At 54.0% G+C, this 26,175-nt stretch carries 17 protein-coding genes and 1 tRNA gene; 6 read left to right on the top strand and 12 right to left on the bottom strand.

The genetic code is table 11. The features are described from left to right. Positions 1–4: 4 nt before the first annotated feature. From fadJ to ACUY4S_RS07240, 3 genes are all read right to left on the bottom strand, one after another. The gene (gene fadJ / locus ACUY4S_RS07250) at positions 5–2,152 is read right to left on the bottom strand and encodes a fatty acid oxidation complex subunit alpha FadJ (protein WP_458022930.1); all 2,148 of its coding nucleotides are present in this window, start codon (positions 2,150–2,152) and stop codon (positions 5–7) included. Continuing rightward, positions 2,152–3,462 carry an acetyl-CoA C-acyltransferase FadI gene (fadI, locus tag ACUY4S_RS07245; RefSeq protein ID WP_458022931.1) on the bottom strand — a complete coding sequence of 437 codons (1,311 nt, stop codon included), beginning with the start codon at positions 3,460–3,462 and terminating at the stop codon, positions 2,152–2,154. Before fadI ends, fadJ begins: the two co-directional genes overlap by 1 nt. Positions 3,463–3,624: 162 nt before the next feature. After that, positions 3,625–3,909: a YfcZ/YiiS family protein gene (locus ACUY4S_RS07240; RefSeq protein WP_458022932.1), complete on the bottom strand. Its 285-nt coding sequence runs from the start codon at positions 3,907–3,909 to the stop codon at positions 3,625–3,627. Positions 3,910–4,280: 371 nt separating this feature from the next. Here ACUY4S_RS07240 and fadL point away from each other — a divergent pair, with 371 nt between their 5' ends. Further along, positions 4,281–5,609 carry a long-chain fatty acid transporter FadL gene (gene fadL / locus ACUY4S_RS07235; protein ID WP_505311341.1) on the top strand — a complete coding sequence of 443 codons (1,329 nt, stop codon included), beginning with the start codon at positions 4,281–4,283 and terminating at the stop codon, positions 5,607–5,609. Between the two features lie 59 nt (positions 5,610–5,668). Here fadL and mlaA read toward each other — a convergent pair whose 3' ends face one another. After that, positions 5,669–6,427 carry a phospholipid-binding lipoprotein MlaA gene (gene mlaA, locus ACUY4S_RS07230; RefSeq protein WP_312692362.1) on the bottom strand — a complete coding sequence of 253 codons (759 nt, stop codon included), beginning with the start codon at positions 6,425–6,427 and terminating at the stop codon, positions 5,669–5,671. 297 nt (positions 6,428–6,724) lie between these two features. Here mlaA and ACUY4S_RS07225 point away from each other — a divergent pair, with 297 nt between their 5' ends. Both ACUY4S_RS07225 and ACUY4S_RS07220 read left to right on the top strand, forming a co-directional pair. Then, positions 6,725–7,657: a formate/nitrite transporter family protein gene (locus ACUY4S_RS07225; RefSeq protein WP_458022933.1), complete on the top strand. Its 933-nt coding sequence runs from the start codon at positions 6,725–6,727 to the stop codon at positions 7,655–7,657. Positions 7,658–7,732: 75 nt separating this feature from the next. Next, a tRNA-Arg gene (locus ACUY4S_RS07220) sits at positions 7,733–7,807 on the top strand. 56 nt (positions 7,808–7,863) lie between these two features. On the opposite strand, the gene ACUY4S_RS07215 is transcribed toward ACUY4S_RS07220, so the two are convergent. From ACUY4S_RS07215 to hutI, 6 genes are all read right to left on the bottom strand, one after another. Continuing rightward, positions 7,864–13,542, bottom strand: a complete 5,679-nt coding sequence (locus ACUY4S_RS07215) for a hypothetical protein (RefSeq protein ID WP_458024254.1) — start codon at positions 13,540–13,542, stop codon at positions 7,864–7,866. Between the two features lie 457 nt (positions 13,543–13,999). Next, the gene (hutH, locus tag ACUY4S_RS07210; RefSeq protein ID WP_458023570.1) at positions 14,000–15,532 is read right to left on the bottom strand and encodes a histidine ammonia-lyase; all 1,533 of its coding nucleotides are present in this window, start codon (positions 15,530–15,532) and stop codon (positions 14,000–14,002) included. Continuing rightward, positions 15,529–17,220: a urocanate hydratase gene (gene hutU, locus ACUY4S_RS07205; RefSeq protein ID WP_458023571.1), complete on the bottom strand. Its 1,692-nt coding sequence runs from the start codon at positions 17,218–17,220 to the stop codon at positions 15,529–15,531. Before hutU ends, hutH begins: the two co-directional genes overlap by 4 nt. Positions 17,221–17,361: 141 nt before the next feature. Further along, positions 17,362–18,099, bottom strand: coding sequence for a histidine utilization repressor (locus tag ACUY4S_RS07200; protein ID WP_312692417.1), 738 nt, complete (start codon positions 18,097–18,099; stop codon positions 17,362–17,364). Between the two features lie 72 nt (positions 18,100–18,171). Then, a complete protein-coding gene (hutG, locus tag ACUY4S_RS07195) occupies positions 18,172–19,131 on the bottom strand; it encodes a formimidoylglutamase (RefSeq protein WP_458023572.1) in 960 nt (319 codons plus the stop codon). Then, complete coding sequence (hutI, locus tag ACUY4S_RS07190; protein ID WP_312692350.1) at positions 19,128–20,354, bottom strand: imidazolonepropionase; 1,227 nt, start codon at positions 20,352–20,354, stop codon at positions 19,128–19,130. The genes hutG and hutI overlap by 4 nt, the downstream gene beginning before the upstream one ends. 543 nt (positions 20,355–20,897) lie before the next feature. Here hutI and ypdK point away from each other — a divergent pair. Beyond that, positions 20,898–20,969, top strand: coding sequence for a membrane protein YpdK (gene ypdK, locus ACUY4S_RS07185; RefSeq protein WP_134318594.1), 72 nt, complete (start codon positions 20,898–20,900; stop codon positions 20,967–20,969). Between the two features lie 49 nt (positions 20,970–21,018). Here ypdK and alaC read toward each other — a convergent pair whose 3' ends face one another. Further along, complete coding sequence (gene alaC, locus ACUY4S_RS07180) at positions 21,019–22,260, bottom strand: alanine transaminase (RefSeq protein ID WP_312692348.1); 1,242 nt, start codon at positions 22,258–22,260, stop codon at positions 21,019–21,021. Between the two features lie 389 nt (positions 22,261–22,649). On the opposite strand from alaC, the gene ACUY4S_RS07175 reads away from it, so the two are divergent. Further along, positions 22,650–24,347: a LytS/YhcK type 5TM receptor domain-containing protein gene (locus tag ACUY4S_RS07175; RefSeq protein WP_312692346.1), complete on the top strand. Its 1,698-nt coding sequence runs from the start codon at positions 22,650–22,652 to the stop codon at positions 24,345–24,347. Between the two features lie 12 nt (positions 24,348–24,359). Then, positions 24,360–25,088, top strand: a complete 729-nt coding sequence (locus tag ACUY4S_RS07170; protein WP_312692344.1) for a LytR/AlgR family response regulator transcription factor — start codon at positions 24,360–24,362, stop codon at positions 25,086–25,088. Here ACUY4S_RS07170 and glk read toward each other — a convergent pair. Continuing rightward, complete coding sequence (gene glk, locus ACUY4S_RS07165) at positions 25,085–26,050, bottom strand: glucokinase (RefSeq protein WP_312692342.1); 966 nt, start codon at positions 26,048–26,050, stop codon at positions 25,085–25,087. The genes ACUY4S_RS07170 and glk overlap by 4 nt on opposite strands. Positions 26,051–26,175: the final 125 nt, after the last annotated feature.

Here is a 26,175-nt window from a genome sequence, read left to right as displayed (position 1 = left end):
GACCTTAGCTTACAGATTCAGTTTCCTGTTGCGCAGAGAAATTTTCTCCCTGCTCCGCCATCTGCACCAACCGCGCACACGGCGTGAAACGCGCGCCGAATTGCGTCTGCAGCCGCTGCAGCGTTGCGACAATATCGCGTACACCGACCTGCTGCATATAGTGGAACGGCCCCCCTAAAAAGGGGGGGAATCCAATACCGAACACCGCACCAATATCGCCGTCGCGCGTGCTGCGGATCACCTGCTCATCGAAGCAGCGTGCAGCCTCGTTAAGCATTAACATCACGCAGCGTTCCGCGATTTGTGCCGCCGCTAATCTGCCACTGCCAGACGCGCCGATCAGGCTGTAGATCGCCGGATCAGGTTGTTTTTTGCTTTTACGCCCTTTCGCCGGGTAAAGATAGAAACCGCGTCCATTTTTTCTGCCTTTGCGATCGTCGTTCAAGATTGCGCTGACAACACTTGCAGGCGCGCTAAACCGCTCGCCGTAAGCCGCCTCCAGCACCGGAATGATCTTTGTTCCAGTATCTATGCCGACTTCGTCCAGCAGTTGAATAGGCCCGACCGGAAAACCAAACTTCACCAGCGCCTGGTCGATAGTTTCAATCCGTTCCCCTTCATGCAGCAGCCGGATCGCCTCGCTGATATAAGGCGCGAGAATACGGTTTACGTAAAAACCCGCTTTATCCGCCACCACAATCGGCGTTTTACCCTGTTTTTTCGCCAGCTTCACAATAGTGGAAATGGTCTGTGGATGCGTTCCCGCATGCGGGATCACCTCCACCAGCGGCATCTTCTCCACCGGGCTGAAAAAATGTAATCCGATCACATTTTGCGGACGAACTGCATGGGCGGCGATATCACCAATGGGTAATGACGAGGTATTGGACGCAAACAGGGTATGCGGCGCGCAGTGGGCTTCCACTTCCGCCACCATTTTTTGCTTCAGCGCCAGATCTTCAAACACGGCTTCGATCACCACGTCACGCTGGGCAAATCCCCGGTAATCCAGCGAGCCGGAGATCTTCGCCATTTGCGCGTCACGCTCCGCCGCTTTGATATGGCGACGGCGTACTTTTTTATCCAGTTCTTGCCAGCTGTATTTCAGGGCATGGTTAATCCCCTTCGCATTAATATCTTTAATGCGAACGGGCAATCCCCCTTTGCAGGCGGTGACGTAGGCAATCCCACCGCCCATCAATCCCCCCCCCAGCACGCCCACGGTTTCTAACGGCCCCGGCGGCGCGTCGCTGCCGGGATCTTTTTTCACCTCTGTACTGGCGAAAAAGAGATGACGCAACGCCCGCGATTGCGGCGTCATTGCCAGTTGCCCAAAGGCACGGGCTTCTGCGTCATAACCGCTGCTGCGCCCCTGCGCCAGCCCCGTTTCCAGCACCGTCAAAATACGCGGTGCGGCAGGGTAATTGCCCTGCGTTTTCTGTTCTGTTTTCTTCGCCACCATGCGAAACAGCAGCGAACGGGCCAGCGGCCCGGCAAGAATACGCTCCCGCACCGGGAGATGTCGGCTGGCAGGACGCTCCTGTTTTGCCAGCCCGGCGGCGGCCTCCAGCAGGATTGACTGCGGAACGACATCGTCCACCAGCCCTGCTTTTAATGCCTGACGGGCGCGAAGCTGCTTCCCGGTCAGGATCATTTCCAGCGCGGTACTGATGCCCACCAGCCTGGGTAGGCGTTGCGTGCCGCCTGAGCCTGGCAGCAGACCAAGCTGAACCTCAGGCAGGCCGAGCACCGTTTTCCCATCATCAGTACAAATACGACGGTGGCAAGCCAGCGCCAGCTCAAGTCCCCCACCCAGGCATGCACCATGAATCGCGGCGATAACCGGGATCGCCAGCGCATGGATCTCCGCCATAATCTGCTGCCCTTGTCGGGCCAGATCTTCCGCCTCTTTTGCGCTATTGCAGCGGGCGATCATATTGATGTCCGCTCCGGCAATAAAGTTATCTGGCTTAGCAGAGATAAACACGACACCGCGCAGCGATTTGTTGTCGCGGATCTGTTTCAGCATCGTGCGGACTTCAGCGCCGAATTCTGTTTTCAGCGTGTTCATCTTTTCATCAGGTACATCAATGGTGATAACGGCAACGTTGTCGGGGCGCACACTGAGCGTAAATGCGGATATCTTCTCCATTATTCAGTCTCCAGAACCATTGCCGCACCCAGCCCGCCTGCCGCACAGGCAGTGACCAGACCAAAACCGCCGCCGCGGCGATGCAGCTCATGCAGCGTTTGCGTGATCATGCGCGCCCCCGTAGCAGCAAACGGATGCCCATAAGCAATTGAGCCACCCAGCACGTTAAACTTGCTCTCGTCCACTTCGCCGGTGGCCTGAGCGCGCCCAAGCACCTCGCGGGCAAATCTGTCGCTTGCCATTAACTGCAGATTGCTGAGGGTTTGCGCGGCAAAGGCTTCATGCATATCCAGTAGGGTCAAATCCGCCATGGTCAACCCGGCTCGTTCAAGCGCCAGCGGCGTCGCCCATGCCGGGCCAAGCAGCATGTCCTGTTGCACGGCGATGGCGGTAAACGCATAGCTGCGCAAATAGCCGAGCGGCGTCAGGCCCAGCTCTTTTGCCCGGGATTCAGTCATCAGGATCACTGCGGCGGCACCGTCGGTCAGCGGCGTACTGTTTGCTGCCGTCACCGTACCATGACGACGATCGAACGCCGGGCGCAATTTCGCGTAATCTGCCAGTGTCGATTGGGTACGCACGTTATTGTCCTGCGTTACCGGATCGCGAAACGGCGGAGCATAAGCGGTCATCACCTCATCGGCCAGTTTTCCCTCCGCCCAGGCTTGCGCCGCAAGCTGGTGCGAACGGTGCGCCAGCGCATCCTGCTGTTCACGGGTAATGCCATACGTTTTCGCCATCTGTTCAGCGGTGTCACCCATTCGCAACCCGGTGGAATACTCCGCTACCGCAGGCGGAACGGGCAGCAGATCGCGCAGGCGCAAGCGTGAAAAAAGCTTTAGTTTTTGCCCCATGGTACGGGCTTTATTGGCGTCGACCAGCGTACGCGCCAGCGTTTTACTGACGCCAATCGGCAGTACAGAAGAGGAGTCCGCTCCGCCAGCTATACCCGCGCGGATGGTACCTGTAAGCAGACTTTCAGCAACATTCGCTACCGCCTGGAAACTGGTCGCACAGGCACGGCTGACGCTGTACGCATCGGTATGCACATTCATGCCCGTACCGAGCACAATCTCGCGGGCGATATTGGGGGCTTCCGGCATTTGCACAACCTGGCCGAAGACCAGTTGTTCTATCACATCGGGTGGGATTTCGCTGCGCGCCAACATTTCTGCTACGACCATTTTGCCGAGATCGATAGCCGGTACACCGTGAAAAACGGTCGCCTGGCGGGCAAAAGGCGTGCGTAGCCCGCTGACAATGGCAATGCGGTCGCCCTGACGGGTGACAAGCGGTAATGCCTGACTCATAACACTCCCCTGTTAACAGCGTAACGCTTTAAGTGGTCTGACCTGATAACAGTCTTAACCAAATTTTTACATTTAGCCAATGGGGGGAGAAAAAAAATGGGAGCTAAGGCACAGAGAAACTTAATAAAACGCTCCCGCAGGACGGGAGCGCAGGCGGGAAGCTTAACGCAGGCCGAGCTGGAAAATCAGGGTTTCCGCTTCGCAGGCAAACACAAAATCGATGTCCAACTGCACGCCGCCATCCACCTCGGTAAAGGAGGACGTGATTTGGCAGGGATCGGATTCAACGCTACGCGCGCGTGCGCTCAGGGCAGACAGCGTTTCTTCCGCGTCAGCACGGTTTGCGAACACACGGCTGTAAGAGGCGGTGCAGTCGGAGTTGTCCATAATGGTGCCAACATCCATACAGCAGCAAACCGGGGTTTCATCAGCACTGCATTTACTCATGGTAGATTTCCTCTGAATTCGCACCCAAGGTGCCAGATAAACGATGTGTTTATTTTACGCCCCGTGGATTCGGCTCTCCAGTTGTTAATGGAATGAATGACCATAAGTGACCGAAATCACACTTAAAAATGATCTAAAACAAAAATGTTCGAATCGACTGATTAACACTGGCCGCAATTTTGCCACGCAGATCCCGTTTCGAAGATCACAATTGAAAAAACTTATATACAACCTTGCAACATTCCCTCTGGTCAGACCTATACTTCCGCCACTGGTCTGATTTCTCTGATGTACCTCAGACCCTACACTTCGCGCTCCGTTACGACATGTAACATAGTTTGAATAAAAATAACTCGATTTCGAATGAGGTTATGGTCATGAGCCAGAAAACCCGTTTTACCAAGTCTGCTCTGGCAGTCGCAGTGGCAATCGTCTCTACCCAGGCCTGGTCCGCAGGCTTTCAACTCAATGAGTTCTCGTCTTCTGGTCTTGGCCGTGCCTATTCCGGTGAGGGCGCGATTGCAGATGATGCAGGAAACGCCAGCCGCAACCCCGCACTGATTATGATGTACGATCGACCGATGTTCTCGGGCGGTGCGGTGTTCGTCGATCCGGACGTCAATGTGAAGGGCCGTTCCGCCATTGGTAACGATGCCAGCCAGGACAATATCGCGCCGACGGCGTGGGTGCCAAACCTGCACTTTGTGGCGCCGATTAACGACCAGTTTGGCTGGGGTGCGTCTGTCACCTCCAACTATGGCCTGGCTACCGAGTTCAACGATAGCTACACAGCCGGCTCCATGGGCGGTAAAACGGATCTCGAAACCCTCAACCTGAACCTGAGTGGTGCCTATCGCCTGGACAGCCACTGGAGCTTCGGGCTTGGTTTTAATGCCGTTTATGCTAAAGCCAAAGTTGAACGTTATGCTGGCGACCTGCCACAGATGGTAGATGCTCAAACAGGCGGTGTGTATAACTTATCTCGTGCCATTCCGGCCAATACACAAATTGCGCGCCTGAAAGGTGATGAATGGGGTTATGGCTGGAACGCAGGTATTTTGTACGAGTTGGATAAAAACAACCGCTACGGTTTTACCTATCGCTCAGAAGTTAAAATCGACTTTGATGGCGATTATCGCAGCAACCTGCCGTTAGCCGTGAACACGCTGGCCCCGAGATTAGGTCTTAGCACTCTGCCTTATGCGACTGCCGGGTCCACGATTAATGGCGCACTGACACTGAATCTGCCGGAAATGTGGGAGATCTCGGGTTACAACCGTATCGACCCGCAGTGGGCTATCCACTACAGCATGACCTACACCAGCTGGAGCCAGTTCCAGGAACTGAAAGCCACCGGCAGCAATGGTCAGACGCTGTTCTATAAAGATGAAAGCTTTAAAGATGCGTACCGCATTGCGTTAGGCACCACCTACTACATGGACGATAACTGGACCTTCCGCGCCGGTATCGCCTATGACGACAGCCCGGTTCCTGCAGATAAACGCTCCATTTCTATTCCGGACCAGGATCGTCTGTGGCTGAGCACCGGTGCGACTTACGCCTTCAATAAAGATGCGTCCGTCGACGTCGGCGTTTCGTATATGCATGGTCAGAAAGTGAAGTTCACCGAAGGCCCTTACACCTTCGAATCCAGCGGCCGTGCATGGCTGTATGGCATGAACTTTAACTACGGGTTCTGATAAACAGGCAGCAATAAAAAAGGTGAGCTTCGGCTCACCTTTTTTTATTGATGTCGCGGTTACTCGGCATCGATATCTTTCAAATCGCCCTCGATTGCTTTCGCGTTCGGGTTCTCCTGCGGCTTCAGCTTGCCGCCATTGGCGATAAAATCGTGGCGCTGGAAGTAGGCTTCACGCACCAGAATATACGGATCAGAAGACTGGCGCAGCAGACCATCGGAATCCAGAAGTTGCGCGCGGGATTCAACCCCTTCAAGTGTCCATTTGCCGACGGAGAGCGGCCAGGTCAACCAGGAAAGCACCGGATAGAGTGTATCCACGGCATCGCCGCCATCTTCACGCAGGGTAAAGCTACCGTAGAATGGCAGTTGCATGTACGGGCCGTAACCCATGCCGTAATGACCCAACGTGCTGCCGAAGCGGTGCGGTTCGACACGCTGCAGTTTTGTATTCGACATCCCGGCGACATCCATAAAGCCGCCCATGCCCAGCAGGGTGTTCAGGAAGAAACGGGTGAAATGCACCATCCCCTGGTAGGGATCGCCCTGTAAGAAGAAGTTCGCCATGATTGCCGGTTCTTCAAGGTTGCTGGTGAAGTTGCTCAAACCGTTACGCGCCGGTTGCGGCACATAATCACGCCAGGCAACGGCAACCGGTCGAACGACATACGGATCCAGCACATTGAAGTTGAAGTTGTACATGGTGCGGTTAAACCCTTCGAACGGGTCGGAACGCCCCTGCGACTCTCCGGAACCGGAACTGGCGCAGCCGACCAGCACAGAGGTCGCCAGCGCAAGGGCCGACAGGCGGTATTTCATAGGTGTCTCCCTGAAGAATATGGCTATTGATGAATGCCATCCATAACGGCGCAACGGCAAATGCCTGCAACATGCCACGCATTGTATCAGCGCGTCTTATGATGTCTACGCGGCGAACGCTCCTCATTTCAGCATAGCGCGCATTCAGTAGCGCGCTGCGTTAACCATTTTATACAGGCTAAATCCGCCGCGTATCACCATTGTTGCTGTTGATGGCACTTTCAGACGATACCGCCAGAGCGAGCGCCAGAAACTCGCTACGCTTGATGATATCTGCACGTTAAGAGTGAGGTAGTTGTGGAGCGTATCGAAGAAGAGAAAATCGACGGCAAGCGCAAGGAAATTGAAGTCGAGAGCGATGAAAAAAAGCGCGGCGAAGACATTGAACTGGACGAAGACCGCCTGCCTTCACGCGCGATGGCCATTCATGAGCATATTCGACAGGACGGCGAAAAAGAGCTGGAACGCGATGCCATGGCGCTATTCTGGTCGGCAATCGCCGCCGGCCTGTCGATGGGCGCCTCGCTGCTGGCAAAGGGCATTTTCCACGTCCAGTTAGAGGGTGTCCCCGGCGGATTTTTACTGGAGAATTTGGGCTACACCTTCGGTTTTATTATTGTCATTATGGCGCGCCAACAACTGTTTACTGAAAACACCGTCACGGCGGTACTGCCGGTGATGCAAAACCCCGGTTGGGTCAATTTTGGTTTAATGGCGCGACTCTGGGGCGTTGTGCTGCTGGGCAACCTCATTGGCACGGCCATTGCCGCATGGGCGTTTGAATACATGCCAATTTTTGATGAACAGACGCGCGATGCGTTCGTCAAAATCGGCATGGATGTAATGAAAAACACGCCACTGGAAATGTTCTCCAACGCCATCATCTCAGGTTGGATTATCGCCACCATGGTTTGGATGTTCCCGGCGGCAGGTTCGGCCAAGATAGTGGTGATTATTCTGATGACCTGGCTTATTGCGCTGGCGGATACCACTCACATTGTGGTGGGTGCGGTAGAAATCTTCTATCTGGTGTTTAACGGCACACTACACTGGAGCGAATTTATCTGGCCATTTGCCCTGCCGACGCTGGCTGGCAATATCTGCGGCGGGACATTTATTTTCGCCCTGCTTAGCCACGCACAGATCCGTAACGATATGATCAATGCTCGCAAAGCTGAAGCCAAAGCAGAGCAAAAACGTCAGGCCGCCAGCAAAGAAAAAGAGGCATAAACGGCGACAGTTTAATCACTTGACGGCAGGCGAGCTTAACGTGGGGCCTAAATAACGTTATACTCCTGCCGTCTTGTCCCCTTAGTTAAATGGATATAACGAGCCCCTCCTAAGGGCTAATTGCAGGTTCGATTCCTGCAGGGGACACCAGCGTTTCCTGTTGTTAATTAACCCGCCTTTTTGTATTTCTTCCACAACGTATCAACTCAGCTCTTTGGTGTGGCAATGTGTGTCGCGTTCCCCCTGACCGGTTGAGTCAGTTCAAGGTTAAACGTTTTTATCTCATCATCCGTGAAAATACCTTCAACACTAAAATCCATTGCCTGCGAAAGCATGGTCGCCGTCAGGTTGTCGACCAGTTCCTGCAAGAACATATCGCCTTCGGTTGAACGCCGTGTTCTGCTACCGGTTGCCAGGGTAACCACCCAGTGCCCGGTTTTCTCATCACCCACCCACTTAAATTTGAAACTGTTAAGCAACTCATTAATCAGTACGACCAGTGAGTCTGCGTTATTCATTTTGGCATTGGCCCGCTCCATCGCCAGAAATATGACCCTGGCCTGCGCTATTGCACGGTCCAGATTGTTTAAAGGAGGAAGTTCATTGGCAAGATATTCTGCCGATGTTTGCGATGTCCGGCCTAAGGTCGCATGCGGGCTTATCGTTTCCCAACTCGATTGGCCAAATCTAAAATGGTGTTGCTTTGAATTCGGGAATTTCTTGCCAAGATCGGCGATATAGCTGTAATCCTCCGACCCAACAGCATGGTGAGTCATTTCATGAAGCAGCGTGTTTTTTATGCCTTTCTCATCTAAAACATTGGGGAAAACGAGCATGATACGTGCTGTAGGATCTCTTTCGTAAACAAATGCCACCGTTGGCTCTACAGCCCCCTCTTTTTCTGTAACAGGAATTACACGGCTAAGTTTTGTCTCTTTAACATGATAATGCGCCTGCTGATAAAGCCGACGCGATAACTCATCAAGCCGTTGATAGGATTCTCCAAGAATGGATGAATTGGGCGTGTTTAAATGTCTGGCCAGAACCACAAGGGCCGCGTTGCGCAATTCTGGCGACGTTCTTGCTTGTTCAAGCAGCGCAGACAGTTGTTGAGCCCGGACAAAGGCTTTATTAAAAGCAGCATCAACTCTGTCTATATTTTTTGAGGGTATAATTTTACCCCACCATTTTTTCCCCACATTTGCTTTATACGTTAAGAAATCAGGCGCTGCGATGTTAAAACCACTGTTCTGTAATTCGTAGGTGTAAAACTCCGTCAGACTTTTTATCCTGGAGGGATCTCTGAGGTTAAGCGCCAGATCATTAAGAATTGGCCTGAATTGCGTAATATCCGGGCCAATATCTTTCAGCAAGGCGGCATATCGCATGGTCAAATCGCCTTGTGACAAGTTAACAGGTATATCGGCAAAGAAGGGGAGATTTTTTAGCGAAGACTGTAACTGCGGGTTTTCTTTTAATGCCTGGCGGATAGCAGCTGAAAGAGAGGTTTCTGCCTCTGCGCCTTTTTCCGCGCCAAGGGTTTTCTCAAAAAATGTCTGCATATCATCAAAATCCAGCCCCGTATTTTTAACCGCATTTTTATATTCTTGCGAGGTGTAAATCAGTACACCTTCGACAGGGTAATCTTTTAGCGGCAAATTACCGGCCGCTTCGGTCATCGGCTCAAACTCATTAAATAATTCTGAAAAATCCGCGTCGCCCTTAACGTCATAATAACCTGTCACTGCATCTGTTTGCTCACTCTTTTTAATGACTGTTCGCAACCACTCATCTTCATCAAAATAAATATAGGAGAATTCATTGTTATCGGAAAACATCTGTACGACGACACGGTCCTGCCCTCTTCGTCCCTGAACGAAATACTGGTTAATAATGTCATCTGCCGTACTGCCTTTCGTCCAGCGAGTAAGGATGCGAATATCCGATTTAAACCCCAGCTCTCTCATTTTGCTGATGACTTTTTTGGCAACTTTCGATTGCTTCAGCAGGTTTTCTCCCGCTGGACTGCTTGCACCCGCGCCAGTATTTGTCTGTTGTTTTGATGACCCGGCAACCGGTTCTGTTTTGTCTGGTGGTTTTGCTTTCCCGGAAGGACGCGCAGCGTCCGTTTTTTTAAGCGCCTCAACCAGGTTATCCAGATCGCTGCGGGCTTGCTTGCTGATGGCTTCCACCGTTTCCGGTACCTGGCGCAATCGCCGTATGCCCGTGCTGGACAGCACCTGCATCATTTTTTCCTTCACTAACCGGTACAGGTCGGGCAATGTCTCCTTCACCGCCGTGTTCCCGAGCCGCGCCAGCCGTCGTGTGCTTGCCACCAGCCCGCCTATTGCAGGCCCAACCAGATTGCCGCCCAGTTCAAACGCTGTTGCCATCACCATAGAACGGATATACAGTTCTTGCTCTTCCTTATCATCTGCCAGCGATGCGAGTATGGCAGTGGGCAAAACTTCGCCCAACAAGGTCACCGCCAGCGATGCCGCTACCCACATCATTGAGGAGCCGCCCAGCATAACGCCGCCAACCATAAGCATTGCCCCGGTTATAATGGCCAGCGTATTAATCAATTCAAATGCAACAGCCCGTTGATGTTCCGCAGACGAGTAAATCAAATCATCATAAAGTTCCGTCAGATCCTTACGATGCATATCAATAAGCTTATCGAACAGCGCATCCGGCGTTTTCGCGGAGGTGGCAAAAGGCGGGTAATAATCCGTTGAGGATTCTTCAGCAATCATATCCATAGCGTATGCTGGCGCATCATAATGTTCAGCACGGTAGCCATAATGGTCAGTCACTTTCGCCAGTGACTTCCCGACACGGGTCGTACGGTGTTTCTCCATAAACGCCTTGAGTGAGGGATTCTTTTCAATCACTACGCCAGGAGCAATTCTTCTGTTGCTTCCCTCTTTATGGACTTTGAGAGAAAAACCTGGCCACGGCACCTCATAATAATCATTGTTCCACAGCGACAGCAGTACCCCGATTTTCTTTTGCCCTGGCACCCGGGAAGGCGAAACCGGTATAAAAATCACATCTGCCAGGGTGCTTCCGTGCCACTCGACGCTTTCTGCGTTTGTTTCCCCTTTAAGATAACGCTCGACCGCATCGACATAACGCTGATGGTACTCATCCTGGGACGCATGCGGGATGCGGCCTTTTCTGCCAATATAAGCAAGCGCCGATCGCAACCCCATGAATTTATAGACTCGTTTCGCCTTTTGCCCGCCTTCAGCTTTATCGGGATCAAACTGTTCCTTGATACGCCACTCAACATAATTACCAAGATTGCCCAAACGCTCTTTCAGAGCATAGGGAAACGAAGAGGGCCAGATAATTAAATCGTTGGTATAGGATGCCCCGTAATCCCTTCGCGGCACTCCCCTTGCGATATCAAGCAGCGTGTAGCTACGACCCGGAATAGTGGTGGATACTTTGCCCTGTGCCTCCATCCCGGGCATGGCTTTAACGACCATGTCCCGGGATTTTAGGGTCGATTGATCGGACCATTTTTCCGCCAACCCATGCATCCTTAACGATTCCCTCACAAAGGCGCCCATATAGCGGTCGGGGTGGAGGATGTTCTCCCCCAAAAAACCGGTCAACTCTGCTATCTGTCGATCCAGTTTCGTTTTCAGCTTATCCAGCATGTATCTCTCAGTGCTGAAACGCTCTGGCATCGGTGGCGCTTTTTCGGCCTGTTGACGGATGTCTTCCCAGTCAACGCCCGCCAGCAGCGGATGTTCGGGCAGTGCTGTGGTTAAGTCATCAGGCTGTGCGGTGTTATTCTCTGGTACAGTAAGCGGCGCTGGGGTTGTCTCGCTGGTGTGTCTCACTTCCATTGCCCGTAACAGCGGCAACGCCTCCACTATCGACTCGTTATACAGTTCGAAATATTTCGTCTGCGTTTGTTCATCCCAGAGCAGAAAAATATGCTCTTTAATTATCTTATTTAATTCCTCATCCAGTACCGCAAAATCATATGCGGCAACCCTGTCGCCATTCTCCAGGGCGTATAACAGACGTTTAACCGTCAGGAGACTCCATGAGGTATAGAGCGTAACCAGGTTCACGTTACCCGTATCGTCCCGAATAAGATCCACCAGGCTAGTCAGCATAAGTTTGAGATACGCCGGAAACGTTCCGGAAAATCGCGAGCGATCAATAAGATCAACATAAGACAGGCTGTACTGCCCAAAGAACACTTCAGCGTCCGGAATATCGGTAGGAAATGACCATGACGAATTTTTCATGATCTCCGCCGTCGGCCTCTCGGCGCTGTAGGTGGTCAACTTAGCCGTACGCTGCGCCAGTTTTTTACTTTTAGCCGAATAATCCTTCAGCTCATTCTCATCCATCGCTTTGCCATCCCAGTCAGCATTCAGCTTACGGGTCAGCGCTTCAAGGCGCTGTACAAGCACTTCTTCATCTCTGGCCTCCTCCACATTCATATGAAGCAGCCCCGTCCCCCAGTCATACAGTGCCCTGCGGTACAGCTGGAGATAATAACGCCCCAAATGTAACCAGCGCTCATCGGGTAATGCTGCAGACTTCGCGCTGGAATGGGGATCGTAGATGCTTGCAATGGACTCCTCTTTAATCTCCTGTTGAAACGCTTCTCTGAAGGTTTCAACTTTCAGCTCATCCATTCTAGTGAACCACGCGTCCGCTAATGGAAAGCTCTCTCTGGGGGCATACAGACTGCCCCGTTCACCGGCTTTTGGACCGGTGCTGAGCATCAAAAATATCGATTGTGCTAAGGTGCCATTTTGGGCCGCTTTATACTCTTCTGCCCAATATGCGCTTCGGGACTCGGCTTCAGTGGTCACGTTGACCGACGTAGGTGCTTCAGTGGTTGTCGGGGAGGGTTGATCCACCACCTTTTCCTCGCCAGGAGCATGCGAAACCAGGGGTTCTGTGATCAGAAGTGACCTTTTGGCGCGAATTTTCATGGGTGAGTGAGAGGTGTCTTCACCCAGGGTTGTACCTTCCGACTCCAGGCTGACAATATCACCGCGGCTGAGTGCGGGTAGAGTCATGTCCTCTTCCGCCAGTTCCGCGACGATAGCTTCCAGCTCTGCAATGTCTCTGGCATTAAAGGGTGAGGTTATTTCAGTCGGTGGGGCAGTGTTTCGCTTCGGAAATAGCGCGCCTATCAGTTCCCGCTCATCCTCTGTTAACATGCCGCTCAGTTCAGCCAGGCGTTCGTACGCGGCAGCGTTTTCATCCTCTTTACTGTCCGGGCCGAACATTGAGTACCATGCCCAGCCCAGTCCGCCAAGTATGGCTGTGGCCCCCACCGTCTGCGCCACCCGTCGCGGGGTTATTTGGGCTGCCGCTGCCGCCATCATTAAGCCCGATATGCGGACCAACTCGCTAAGACGATCGCCGGGGCCTGGCACTGCCGCCTGCACAGCGGCACCAGCCCCGCCCAGTATCGTCAGGGCAGTATGTTCTGGCACAGGGTGCCCACTGGCAGATGAGGCTCCGGACTCCTGCTTGGTAGCTGCGTCCTCCGACAGAACCAGCTCACCACCGGAGGAGGTGACTCCGGACGCCTGCCAGGCGGTGACGGGTTTCGGCAGAAGCAGCTCACCGCCGTAGGAGGTGGCTCCGGACACCAGCCCGGTGGCAACGTCCTCCGGCAGAAGCAGCTCACCGCCGGAGGAGCTGGCTCCGGACACCAGCCCGGTGGCAACCTCCTCCGGCAGAAGCAGCCCACGGCCGGGCTGCTCTGTCATCTCATTGCTTTCGTGCGCCTCGTTGTCTTCGTAAGCATCATTGTCATCGTATACACGCCGGAACAACGCATAGTTGCCCACCGCTGGCTGAAACTCCATCCCGAAGACATGCTGAGCATACAACATCAGCGTAACGCGCTCAGCCAGATTCCTCGCCCTGAAAACGGGCAGTGGCGGCAGAGGCTGCGCTGCGGCTTCATAAGCCAGACGGGCGTCGCGTGCATCAAGTTCATAGCGGATCCACTCCTCCACTGAATCGAAGCCGGGGATCCCCACAGGCCTTTCCGCCCCCGCCCTTCGGCCTCGTTTATGGCTCCGCTCACCGCGCTTCTTCTGGTGGGCATATTTCGCTCTTCTGACTTTTTCGTAGGGAGGTGAATGCCTGGGCATGCTGCTTTCCTCTGATGGCAGATCAACAAAGGGTTAAGGCAGGGGGAATACATAGAATTAAAAGTAGCTATCTCTGGGAATTAGCATCCGGGCTGTGCCGCAAATTGGGATATTTCATTGAGGATAATCTGCCGCGCTACACACCAGGGGGATGCTCCTCTGATGTGTAGCACAACCCTCTACGTTAAATTGATTACCTCTGGCTGGGCAACACGCCTGGCAGCAGTGGCGTCAGGTGACACGCAGCAAGAAGTGCCGTGGCGGCTTCGATATCGGGGGCAAAATAGCGGTCTTTATCATAGTGCGGAACCTGTTCGCGCAGCAGATGGCGCGCCTGCTCCAGTAAGGGGCTACTGGTTAACCCTTCGCGCATATCCAGCCCCTGGCACGCGGCCAGCCATTCAACGGCAATTACCCCGCGGGTGTTGGCCGCCATCTCCCATAACCGGCGACCCGCAGCCGGAGCCATCGATACATGGTCTTCCTGGTTTGCCGAAGTGGGCAGGCTGTCCACACTGTGTGGGTGCGCCAGGGCTTTGTTTTCGCTTGCCAGCGCCGCTGCCGTCACCTGAGCAATCATAAAGCCGGAATTCACGCCGCCGTTTTTGACCAGGAATGGCGGTAATTGCGACATATGGCTATCCATCAGCAGCGCAATGCGCCGCTCCGCCAGAGCACCGATTTCTGCAATGGCCAGCGCAATATTATCCGCTGCCATGGCCACCGGCTCGGCATGAAAGTTACCGCCCGAGATCACTTCATTTTCGGCAGCAAACACCAGCGGATTATCCGACACCGCATTGGCCTCGGTCAGCAGCACATCCGCCGCAGAACGTAACTGCGTCAGACAGGCTCCCATCACCTGAGGCTGGCAGCGTAATGAATAGGGATCCTGCACTTTATTGCAGTTGTGATGTGACTGCGAAATAGCACTCTCTTCCGTCAGCACGTGGCGATACAGCGCAGCCGCGTCAATTTGCCCATGTTGCCCGCGAACTTCGTGAATGCGCGCGTCAAAAGGACGGCGGGATCCCAGCGCCGCTTCCGTAGTTAACGCACCGCAAACCACCGCCGAAGCAAAAAGATCTTCGGCCTCAAACAGGCCGCGTAAGGCAAAGGCGGTAGAAGTTTGGGTGCCGTTTAACAACGCTAGTCCCTCTTTTGCCGCCAGTGTCAACGGCGTCAGTCCGGCCTGCTTTAACGCCTCCGTCGATGGCAACCATTTCCCCTGCCAGCGGGCTTTACCTTCGCCCAGCAGCGTCAGCGACAGATGGGCAAGCGGGGCCAGGTCGCCGGATGCGCCCACCGAACCTTTTGCCGGGATCCAGGGGTAAACCCCGGTGTTAACCATCGCCACCAGCATCTGGATCACTTCTAAACGGATGCCGGAAAATCCACGCGCCAGGCTGTTGATCTTCAGCACCATGATCAGCCGCACCATTGCGTCATCCAGCGGTTCACCCACGCCAGCAGCATGAGAAAGTACCAGCGAACGCTGCAGGTTTTCCAGATCTTCAGTCGCAATGCGCGTTTGCGCCAGTAACCCGAAACCGGTGTTAATGCCATACGCCGTGCGCCCTTCAGCCATAATGGCATTCACGCAGGCGACACTGTCATTAATGGCAGCAAACGCCCCTTCGTCCAGCGTCAGGCGGATCGGCTGGCTGTAAATGTCGCGCAGTTGCGCCAGGGTCAGTGTGCCGGGAGTCAGAGTGAAATTTTTCATGCTTTGCGATGCCCCTGCGTTGCGGCGACCATAGGAAGATTAAGATGTTGTTCTGCCGCGCAGGCGATAGCAATATCGTAGCCTGCGTCAGCATGGCGCATCACGCCCGTTGCCGGATCGTTATGCAATACCCGCGCAATACGCGCGGCAGCCTCGTCGGTGCCATCACAAACAATCACCATGCCAGCGTGTTGTGAAAAGCCCATTCCGACACCACCACCATGGTGCAGCGACACCCAGGTCGCGCCGCTGGCCGTGTTGAGCAAGGCATTGAGCAACGGCCAGTCGGATACCGCATCGGATCCGTCACGCATGGCTTCGGTTTCACGGTTCGGGCTGGCAACAGAGCCGGAATCAAGGTGATCGCGCCCGATAACAATCGGCGCTGAGACTTCGCCATTACGCACCATTTCATTAAATGCCAGCCCCAGTTTTTGACGCCACTCCAACCCTACCCAGCAAATGCGTGCCGGTAATCCCTGGAAATGAATACGTTCTCGCGCCATATCCAGCCAGTGATGCAGGTGTTTATCCTCTTTAATGATCGCTTTCACTTTGGCATCGGTTTTGTAGATATCTTCGGCATCACCGGAGAGGGCAACCCAGCGGAAGGGACCGATACCCCGGCAGAATAGTGGGCGAATATAAGCCGGGACGAAGCCGGGGAAATCAAACGCATTGTCGACCCCCATATCTTTTGCCATCTGACGGATATTGTTGCCGTAATCAAAAGTCGGAATGCCCATCTGGCTGAAAGCCAGCATCGCACTCACATGTTTCGCCATGCTTTGCTTCGCGGCCTGCACCGTTCCCTGCGGATCGGCTTGTGCATTCCGCTGATACGCCTCCCAGGTCCAGCCTTCGGGCAGATAACCGTGCAAAGGATCGTGGGCGCTGGTCTGGTCAGTTACCATGTCCGGGCGAATACCGCGCCTCACCAGCTCGGGCAGGATCTCTGCGGCGTTAGCGCACAGCGCAATCGACACGGCCTTACCCGCAGTGGTGTATTTTTCAATACGCGCCAGCGCATCATCCAGCGAGGTCGCCTGCTCATCGACATAGCCAGTACGCAGACGAAAATCGATACGGCTCTGCTGGCACTCAATGTTCAGCGAACTGGCACCCGCCAGTGTTGCCGCCAACGGCTGTGCGCCGCCCATACCGCCCAGACCGGCGGTCAATACCCAGCGCCCTTGTAGATTGCCCTGATAGTGCTGGCGGCCCGCTTCGACAAACGTCTCATAAGTGCCTTGAACAATCCCCTGGCTGCCGATGTAGATCCAGCTTCCGGCGGTCATCTGGCCGTACATCGCCAGCCCTTTTGCATCCAGTTCGTTAAAGTGTTCCCAATTTGCCCAGTGTGGTACCAGGTTGGAGTTGGCGATCAGCACGCGTGGGGCATTCTCATGAGTTTTGAACACGCCGACCGGTTTACCGGACTGCACCAGCAGCGTTTCATCCTGCTCCAGCTCTTTCAGTGCAGTGACGATGGCATCAAAACATTCCCAGTTCCGCGCTGCGCGGCCGATCCCCCCATAGACCACCAGTTGATGGGGGTTTTCTGCCACCTCCGGGTCGAGGTTATTCATCAGCATGCGCAAGGGGGCTTCGGTGAGCCAGCTCTTTGCATTCAGCGTTGTGCCCCGCGGTGCGCGGATGGTTTGCTGGCGGTAGGGGGTGTTCGACATCGTTATTCTCTCCTGAAAAAACGGGTAGCGTCTCTAAACACATATACTTGTCTATACAATTACACGCAAGCCAGGTTTTAACAGAAAAGATACAAATTTATTATATTGCGTCAGCAATCACGCTTTAGCTGACGCACAGGATCAGGAACAGAAATGACCTTGTAAACGGTAGCGCGCACCGGGGAAAAGCAGGCTGGCGTGAGAGACGATATGCGAGGTGGACCAGGTGCGGCGACGGATCAACAAACAGGGATCATGCTCGTTAATGTGCAGTAACCGGCACTCTTCCGCCGTGCCCTGCACTGCTTCCACGATGTGTTCGCCTTCAGTAAGCGGTGCAATTAACGACAAATAAGCATGGGCGGTAGTATGTGTGTAATCCTGTCGCAAATAGTCCGGTACCACGCTCGCGTTCACACAGCGATCTTCTATCTGCACCGGGATCTCATTTTCGAAATGCACCATCCGCGAATGAAAGATCCGCGCACCCTCTTCAAGCTCCAGCGCGGCCGCCTGAGTGAGGTCTGCGCGGGTTTCTTCCAGCAGCAACACCTCACAACGGTGCTGATGGTGACGGGCGGCGATCTCATCCGCAATGCTGCGAATTTCAAACAACGCCGACTGCCCTTTTGGCTCAGCCACAAACGTGCCGACCCCCTGCAAACGCACCAGCAGGCCTTCATCGGTCAGTTCACGCAGCGCCCGGTTAATGGTCATGCGGCTAAAACCAAACTGCGCCACCAGTTCGGCCTCGGAAGGGATGCGATCGTGCGGCCGCCAGGTGCCGTCGATAATTTTCGCGCTGATAGCCTGCTTCACTTTTTCATAAAAAGGCAGTGGCGCACTGGCGGGAGCAGGTCGGGGACGGGGCGAAAATATCACTCGGCGGTTCCTTATTTCAGCTATTAAGGGCATGGGTGCCCGATGATACCGTGATTAAAAGGGCGGCGATCATCCCTGCCACCAATGCACAATCTGCCATGCCAGTCGCGCCGCGACTTTCGCAGCCAGCCCCTGGGTGTCGAACTGTGGATTAAACTCCACCAGATCCACCGCCTGCAGTTTGCCACTGCGACACAGCGGTTCAACAATACGTATTAACAATGGCAATGGAACACCGAGCGCTGCCGGTGCGGAAACCGCTGGCATCTCATTGCCGGGCAACACATCCAGATCGATCGTTAAGTAAATCCTGTCGCAGCTGGACAGCATACGGTGGATTTCCGGCAGAACTTGCTCGACAAACTTGTTCAACACGTCGATATCTTCGATCACCGACACCTTGCGCAAGGCAGCCTCGTCCCACAACGCCTGGGTATTGGCGGCCCGGCTAACACCGATACAGCTATAGATAAATTCGCGATTCTGCGCTTCGCAATGCACCGCCAGCTGGCGAAACGGCGTGCCGGAACTGGCGCGCGGAGCATGACGTAAATCGAGATGCGCGTCCAGATTGATGATGCCGACCCGCTCATTGGGGAAGGCATCCAGTACTGCCGAACCGTGGCCAAACGCGGTTTCATGACCACCGCCAAACACCAGAGTGCGCATTCGCGACCGCTGACAAGCCAGCACCGCGTCGTACAGCTCCTGTTGCGCTTCTTCAAGCTGCTCGGGCTGGGCGCGTACCGATCCCATTTCCACCAACTGGCTGTGCCCGCAAAAGCTCGCCATGGGTGCCAACGCCTGACGTAACACATCCGGCCCCTGCGCAGCACCTGCCCGCCCCTGATTGCGTTTGACCCCTTCGTCACATTCAAAGCCGAGCAACGCTATCTTGCCGCGATGAAGCCGTGGGGAAAACTCGCCATCGTTAACGATGGTTTGAAATACGCGCAATGCATTCGCCGCTTCGGCGCTGTCATCACGCCCCTGCCACATCGTCTGCGCAACCGGATGCCAGAGCGTCATACTGTCTCCTCGCCACGAAAAATACGTTGATAAAGAGGATTGCGTCCCGGTTCGTAGACCATCTCCACCGGGTGTTCAGCGTCCCAGATGACAAAATCCGCCCAGTAACCCGCCGCCAGCTGACCATGGGTATGCTGGCGTCCTAAGGCCTGAGCCGCGTTCCGCGTCACCCCCGCCCAGGCCTCTTCCGGCGTCAGGCCAAACTGCACGCAGGCCATATTCATCGCCAGATGGAGACTGGCAAACGGGCTGGTACCCGGATTAAAGTCCGTTGCCACCGCCATCGGCACCTGCTGCTGACGCAGCAAGGCAACAGGCGGTTTACGGGGTTCATTCAGGAAATAGAATGCACCAGGCAACAGGACAGCCACGGTGCCACTTTCCCGCATGGCGGCAACGCCCGCCTCACTGAGATACTCCACGTGATCGGCAGAAAGTCCCCGGTAACGGCTGACCAGTTCTGCCCCGCCCAGCGAAGAGAGCTGTTCTACATGCCCCTTGATGGGGATGCCTGACTCACGCGCGCGGTGGAAAACCCGCTCAGTTTGCGCCAATGAAAAGCCCACGTTTTCGCAAAAAGCATCGACCGCCTCAAACAGACCCTGTTGCCACAACGAGGGCATAATGTCGTCGCATACCTGCCTGATGTAATCATCTGGCTGCCCTTTATATTCTGGCGGCGTTGCATGTGCGGCCAGCAACGTGCGGCTGATCTCCACCGGATAAGACTGCGCCAGCGCCCCGGCGACACGCAGCATTTTGGCCTCGTTCTCCCGATCAAGCCCATACCCGGATTTGATCTCAACGGTGGTGACCCCCTCCCGCAGCAGACGCGCCAGGCGCTGCTCTGCCAAAGCAAAAAGCCCGGCTTCGCTGCTCTGACGTGTCGCCCGCACCGTCGCATTAATGCCGCCGCCCTGGCTGCTGATCTGCTGATAAGAGACGCCATTTAACCGCTGCTCCCACTCTTGTGCACGGTTGCCGCCGAAAACAAGGTGGGTGTGGCAGTCGATTAAACCAGGGGTGATCAACCTCCCACCAGCATCAACGCTGTGCGCGATGTGCGCGGGTAAATCGGCCTGCGGCACAATCGCCCGGATGCGGCCATGACGGACAATCAAGGCATGATTATCTATAAAACCATAGGGTTGTGCTTGCGAGGGGGCCATCGTCGCCAGACGCGCATTGCGCCAGACACGATCTTCTGCGGTAAGTTCAGTCATCGTCTTCGCATGTCATGGGTTGTATAGACATTTATTTTCATAATGCGCAGATTGTCAACATGGCTTCGCCGCTACGGTCGCGTTTTGTTTATCAGGTCAAACATACCTTCAACCCGGGTCATGCGAGAAAGCGCCCCTCTTTTTTGCATGTCATTTTTGTTTCACTCCGATGACCTGATCGTCCTGGTTTATGCAGAGTGTGAGCGCGTTCAAAAAATTAGCCTTAAAATTCAAGCGGAAATGAAGCGTTTCAGCAGCGAAAAATTTCGTCGCTGAAGGACAATTTATTTAGCAGTGAAAGTAATGTGTCGCCAAAGCCCGACACACTGTAACTTACTAAAATTAAATAGAAAAAAGGCTCTTGTAAGGGTAAAAAATTAAGCGTACATTAGCGCCGTCTGGTGATGATTCACCCAAGATCCTGAGATGGAGCTGTGGCCGGAAGGGAGAAAATTCTCATTTTCGCTTTGGCGTAGTTTCACCTCTCTATACTCAGTCCTGTTATGGTCATAGATGCATACGGAAGTATGCGGAGCGATGAACGTGAAATATTTCTTTATGGGCATTTCGATGATGGTCATTGTATGGGCCGGTACTTTTGCCCTGATGATCTGACCTGAGCGATTAATGCAGTAGAAAAAAGGAGCCTTGCGGCTCCTTTTTTTCAGGGTTCGATATCTTCCGCTGCGGTTTTGGGCACCGAGGGGAGCAAGCCATCGGCCCGGAACATGGACTTAATACCCCGCACCGCCTGACGGATACGATCGCGGTTTTCAATCAGCGCAAAACGCACATGGGTATCACCATAATCGCCAAAACCAATCCCCGGCGACACGCATACTTTGGCGTCTTTCAGTAATTTTTTGGCAAACTCCAACGATCCCATCGCGGCATATTGCTCTGGAATTTTCGCCCAGACATACATCGACGCTTTGGGCGTGTCGACCATCCAGCCTGCTTCATGTAACCCTTTCACCAGCACATCGCGACGGCGTTTATACTGCGCGGCAATATCACGTACGCACTGCTGATCGCCTTCCAGCGCGGCAATCGCCGCGACCTGTAACGGGGTAAACGTGCCGTAATCATGGTAGCTCTTGATACGCGCCAGCGCGCTGACCAGCACAGGGTTACCGACCATAAAGCCAATACGCCAGCCGGCCATGTTGTAACTTTTCGATAGCGTGAAAAATTCAACGGCCACATCGCGCGCGCCCGGCACCTGCATTATCGACGGCGCTTTCCAGCCATCATAAACAATGTCGGCATAAGCCAGATCGTGCACCACCAGCACATCATAGCGTTTCGCCAGTGCAACCACTTTTTCAAAGAATTCGAGTTCTACGCACTGTGCCGTGGGATTGGAGGGGAAGCCGAGGATCATCATCTTCGGTTTCGGGTAACTTTCGCGGATCGCCCGCTCCAGCTCATTAAAGAAATCGACACCTTCTACCAGCGGAACAGAACGTACCTGCGCACCGGCAATGACCGCACCATAAATATGGATGGGGTAGCTGGGATTCGGCACCAGCACCGTATCGCCATGATCCAGCGTGGCCAGCATCAGATGCGCCAGCCCCTCTTTCGAACCGATAGTGACGATAGCTTCCGTTTCCGGATCAATATCCACCTGATAGCGTTCTTCGTACCAGCGAGAAATCGCCCGACGCAAACGCGGGATACCGCGCGAAGTCGAATAACCATGCGTGTCCGGGCGCTGCGCCACGGTGCAAAGCTTCTCAACAATGTGTGGCGGCGTGGCGCCGTCCGGGTTACCCATGCTGAAATCAATAATATCTTCGCCGCGCCGACGCGCAGCCATTTTCAATTCAGCTGTGATATTAAAAACATACGGGGGGAGACGATCGATACGCGTAAAACGACGTTCAGGACTGAAGTCAGCCATAGATTCCTCGGAGTAACGTTAGCGCCCGGACCGTCCGAGCGACGTCGCCGCATGTGCAGCGTGTTAAGAACATATCCCGAATAATTTCCTGCTGTCGAGAGGGAAAGAAAAAAATAGTGTGCGGATAAAAAAGCGGAAGAGGTTTAGCTGAGGGAAGGAGACTTTCAGCCTCGTTATTACCTGAATAACTTTTTAACTTAACAAGTTGATAGCAATATAATTACGCGTAATTTTCATTAACCCGACGTGTTCGCGCATGCTCTTTTAGCGTTTATTAATCCCCTTTTGGAATCATGGTTTTTCCCTATTCACAGAATACACTCCCTGACTGGTCATCCGGGTCACAGTTTTTTATCATAGCTTTTTGACGCCTTTCACATGAGTCACCCGTGCACGAAATATTCGACATGCTGCTGGCGGTTTTCGATCGCGCGGCGTTGATGCTGATCTGCTTGTTTTTCCTGATCCGTATCCGCCTGTTTCGCGAGCTGCTGCATAAAACCGCCCACTCGCCTAAAGAGCTACTGGGCGTCACTGCCATCTTCTCCCTGTTCGCGCTGTTCAGTACCTGGTCTGGCGTACCGGTTGAAGGTTCACTGGTTAACGTCCGTATTATTGCGGTGATGTCTGGCGGTATTCTGTTTGGTCCGTGGGTAGGGATCATTACCGGCATTATTGCGGGTGTGCACCGTTATTTGATTGATATGGGCGGCGTGACGGCAGTCCCCTGCTTTATCACCAGTATTATCGCCGGGATCATGTCCGGGATGATCCACCTGAAAGTGCCGAAAGCGCAGCACTGGCGCGCCGGTATTATCGCCGGGATGATCTGTGAAAGCCTGACCATGACGCTGGTGGTGCTCTGGGCACCGACCACCGCGCTGGGTCTCGATATTGTGTCTAAAATCGGCGTGCCGATGATCCTCGGCAGTGTGTGTATCGGGTTTATTGTGCTGCTGGTACAGAGCGTGGAAGGTGAAAAAGAGGCGATGGCCGGGCGCCAGGCCAAGCTGGCGCTGGAGATTGCCAATAAAACACTGCCGCTGTTTCGTAACGTGAACAGCGAGTCGCTACGTCAGGTGTGCGATATCATCCGCCGCGATATTGATGCCGATGCCGTCGCCATCACCAACGTCGACCACGTACTGGCATATGTCGGTGTCGGGGAAGATAACTATCGTGACAGCGACGACATTATCAGCCCGACCACGTATCAGGCGATCAGCACCGGTGAAATCATCATAAAAAACAACGATGAAGCGCACCGCACACCCGAAATTCACTCAATGCTGGTGATCCCGCTGCGTGAGCAGGGCATCGTGACTGGCACGCTGAAAATTTACTATTGCCACGCCCACCAAATCACCTCATCCCTGCAGGATATGGCAGTCGGTTTATCGCAAATTATATCGACGCAGCTGGAAGTTTCACGCGCAGAGCAGCTGCGTGAGATGGCAAATAAGGCAGAATTACGCGCCTTGCAGAGCAAAATTAACCCGCACTTCCTCTTTAACGCGCTGAATGCCATTTCGTCGTCGATCCGCTTGAATCCGGATACCGCCCGACAATTGATCTTCAATTTGTCGCGTTATCTGCGCTATAACATTGAATTAAAAGACGATGAGCAGATTGATATCAAGAAAGAGCTGTACCAAATCAAAGATTACATCGCCATTGAGCAGGCGCGCTTTGGCGACAAACTGACGGTGATTTATGACATTGATGAAGAGGTAAGCTGTGTGATCCCAAGCTTACTGATCCAACCGCTGGTGGAGAATGCCATCGTGCACGGTATTCAGCCCTGCAAAGGCAAAGGCGTGGTCACCATCAGCGTGGAAGAGTGTGGCAACCGGGTGCGGATCGCTGTGCGTGATACCGGTAACGGCATAGCCCCGGAAATGATTGCCCGCGTCGAAGCCGATGAGATGCCAGGGAATAAAATTGGCCTGCTTAATGTTCACCAGCGGGTGAAACTGCTCTACGGTGAGGGGCTGCATATCCGCCGTCTGACGCCGGGAACAGAAATTGCGTTTTACGTACCGCGCCAGCCGTCGCCCTCACCGACTATGGCCGCGCTGTTGCCCTAACAGGAGAAGTCAATGAAGGTCATCATTGTTGAAGATGAGATCCTGGCGCAGCAAGAACTGAGCTGGCTGATCAAAGCCCATAGCCAGATGGAAATTGTCGGGACGTTTGATGACGGTCTCGACGTCCTGAAGTACCTGCAACACAACAAGGTCGACGCGATTTTTCTTGATATTAATATCCCCTCACTGGACGGGGTACTGCTGGCGCAAAATATCAGCCAGTTCGCGCATAAGCCGTTTATTGTTTTTATTACCGCGTGGAAAGAGCACGCGGTCGAAGCTTTCGAACTGGAAGCCTTCGACTACATTCTCAAGCCATACCAGGAATCGCGCATCATCAGTATGCTCCAGAAGCTGGAAAGCGCCTGGCAACAACAAGCCGGTATGGCCGCCAGCCCGCAACAGCGGGAAAACGCGACCATTAATCTGATCAAAGACGAGCGGATTATCGTCACCAGTATTGACGACATTTATTATGCAGAAGCGCACGAGAAGATGACGTTTGTCTATACGCGACGGGAATCTTACGTGATGCCAATGAACATCACGGAGTTTTGCAGCAAACTGCCGGCAGCGCACTTCTTCCGCTGTCACCGCTCATACTGCGTGAATCTGGATAAGATCCGCGAGATTGAACCGTGGTTTAACAATACCTATATTTTGCGGCTGCGCGACCTGGAGTTTCAGGTGCCTGTCAGCCGCAGTAAAGTTAAAGAATTCCGGCAGTTAATGCATCTTTAGAGATAGTAACCTAACGTCTGGCGCAGGTGGGCACCCGCGCCTAACAGCCCCGGATTATCATGCACGATCAGATAGACCGGAATGTCCTGCACATAGGATTTGAAACGCCCTTTATCTTCAAAGCCGCCGCGAAAACCGGACGCTGTAAAGAAATCAAGGAAACGCGGCACAATACCACCGGCGATATAGACGCCGCCAAAAGTCCCGAGGTTAAGCGCCAGGTTACCGCCAAAGCGGCCCATAATAACGCAAAACAGGGACAGCGCGCGGCGGCAGTCAATGCAGCTGTCTGCCAGAGCGCGCTCGGTGACATCTTTCGGTTGCAGATTTTCCGGCAGACGGCCGTCGGATTTAACAATAGCCCGATAGAGATTGACCAGCCCCGGCCCGGAAAGCACGCGCTCCGCAGAAACGTGACCGATTTCGGCACGCAGTTCTTCAAGAATAATGCCCTCTTCTTCGCTGTTAGGGGCAAAATCCACATGGCCGCCCTCACCCGGCAGGCTCACCCAGCGCTTATCCACATGCACCAGATGGGCCACTCCAAGCCCGGTGCCCGCACCGTAAACCGCGATCGGTTTGCCCTCGACCGGCGCTGCGCCGCCGAACTGGATCAGGTGATCGTTTTTCAGCATCGGGATAGCCATCGACACCGCAGTAAAATCGTTAATGATTTCCAGATGCGCGAAGCCCAGGTTTTTCTTCATTTCAGCAATGGAGAAGGCCCAGGTGTGATTAGTCATTGCTACCCAGTCACCGGTGATCGGACAGGCGATAGCGATACACCCGTCTTCTACGGTAACGTTGTGCTCATCAAGGTAGACACGCACCACCGCTTCCAGGCTGGGGTAGTCGAGGCCGGAATAGGTTTTGGCACGAGAGATGTCGCCGCTGTCGACATCGCACAACGCTAATCGCGCGTTGGTGCCGCCTACGTCGCCCACTAAAGCATATTTTGTCATTCTTTTACGGCTCCGCTAAAGTCAAAATAAATCTTTGGCACACTGTAAATTCAAGGCGCTGTAACAACAACGACGATAACACGAGTGCCCCAGGATAATCGATCTTCGTCACAGATTCCCCCAGG

It is taken from the genome of Kosakonia beeri, from assembly GCF_054165705.1.
Note: the sequence above shows the minus strand (reverse complement) of the source record. Positions and strands in the feature narration are given on the sequence as shown.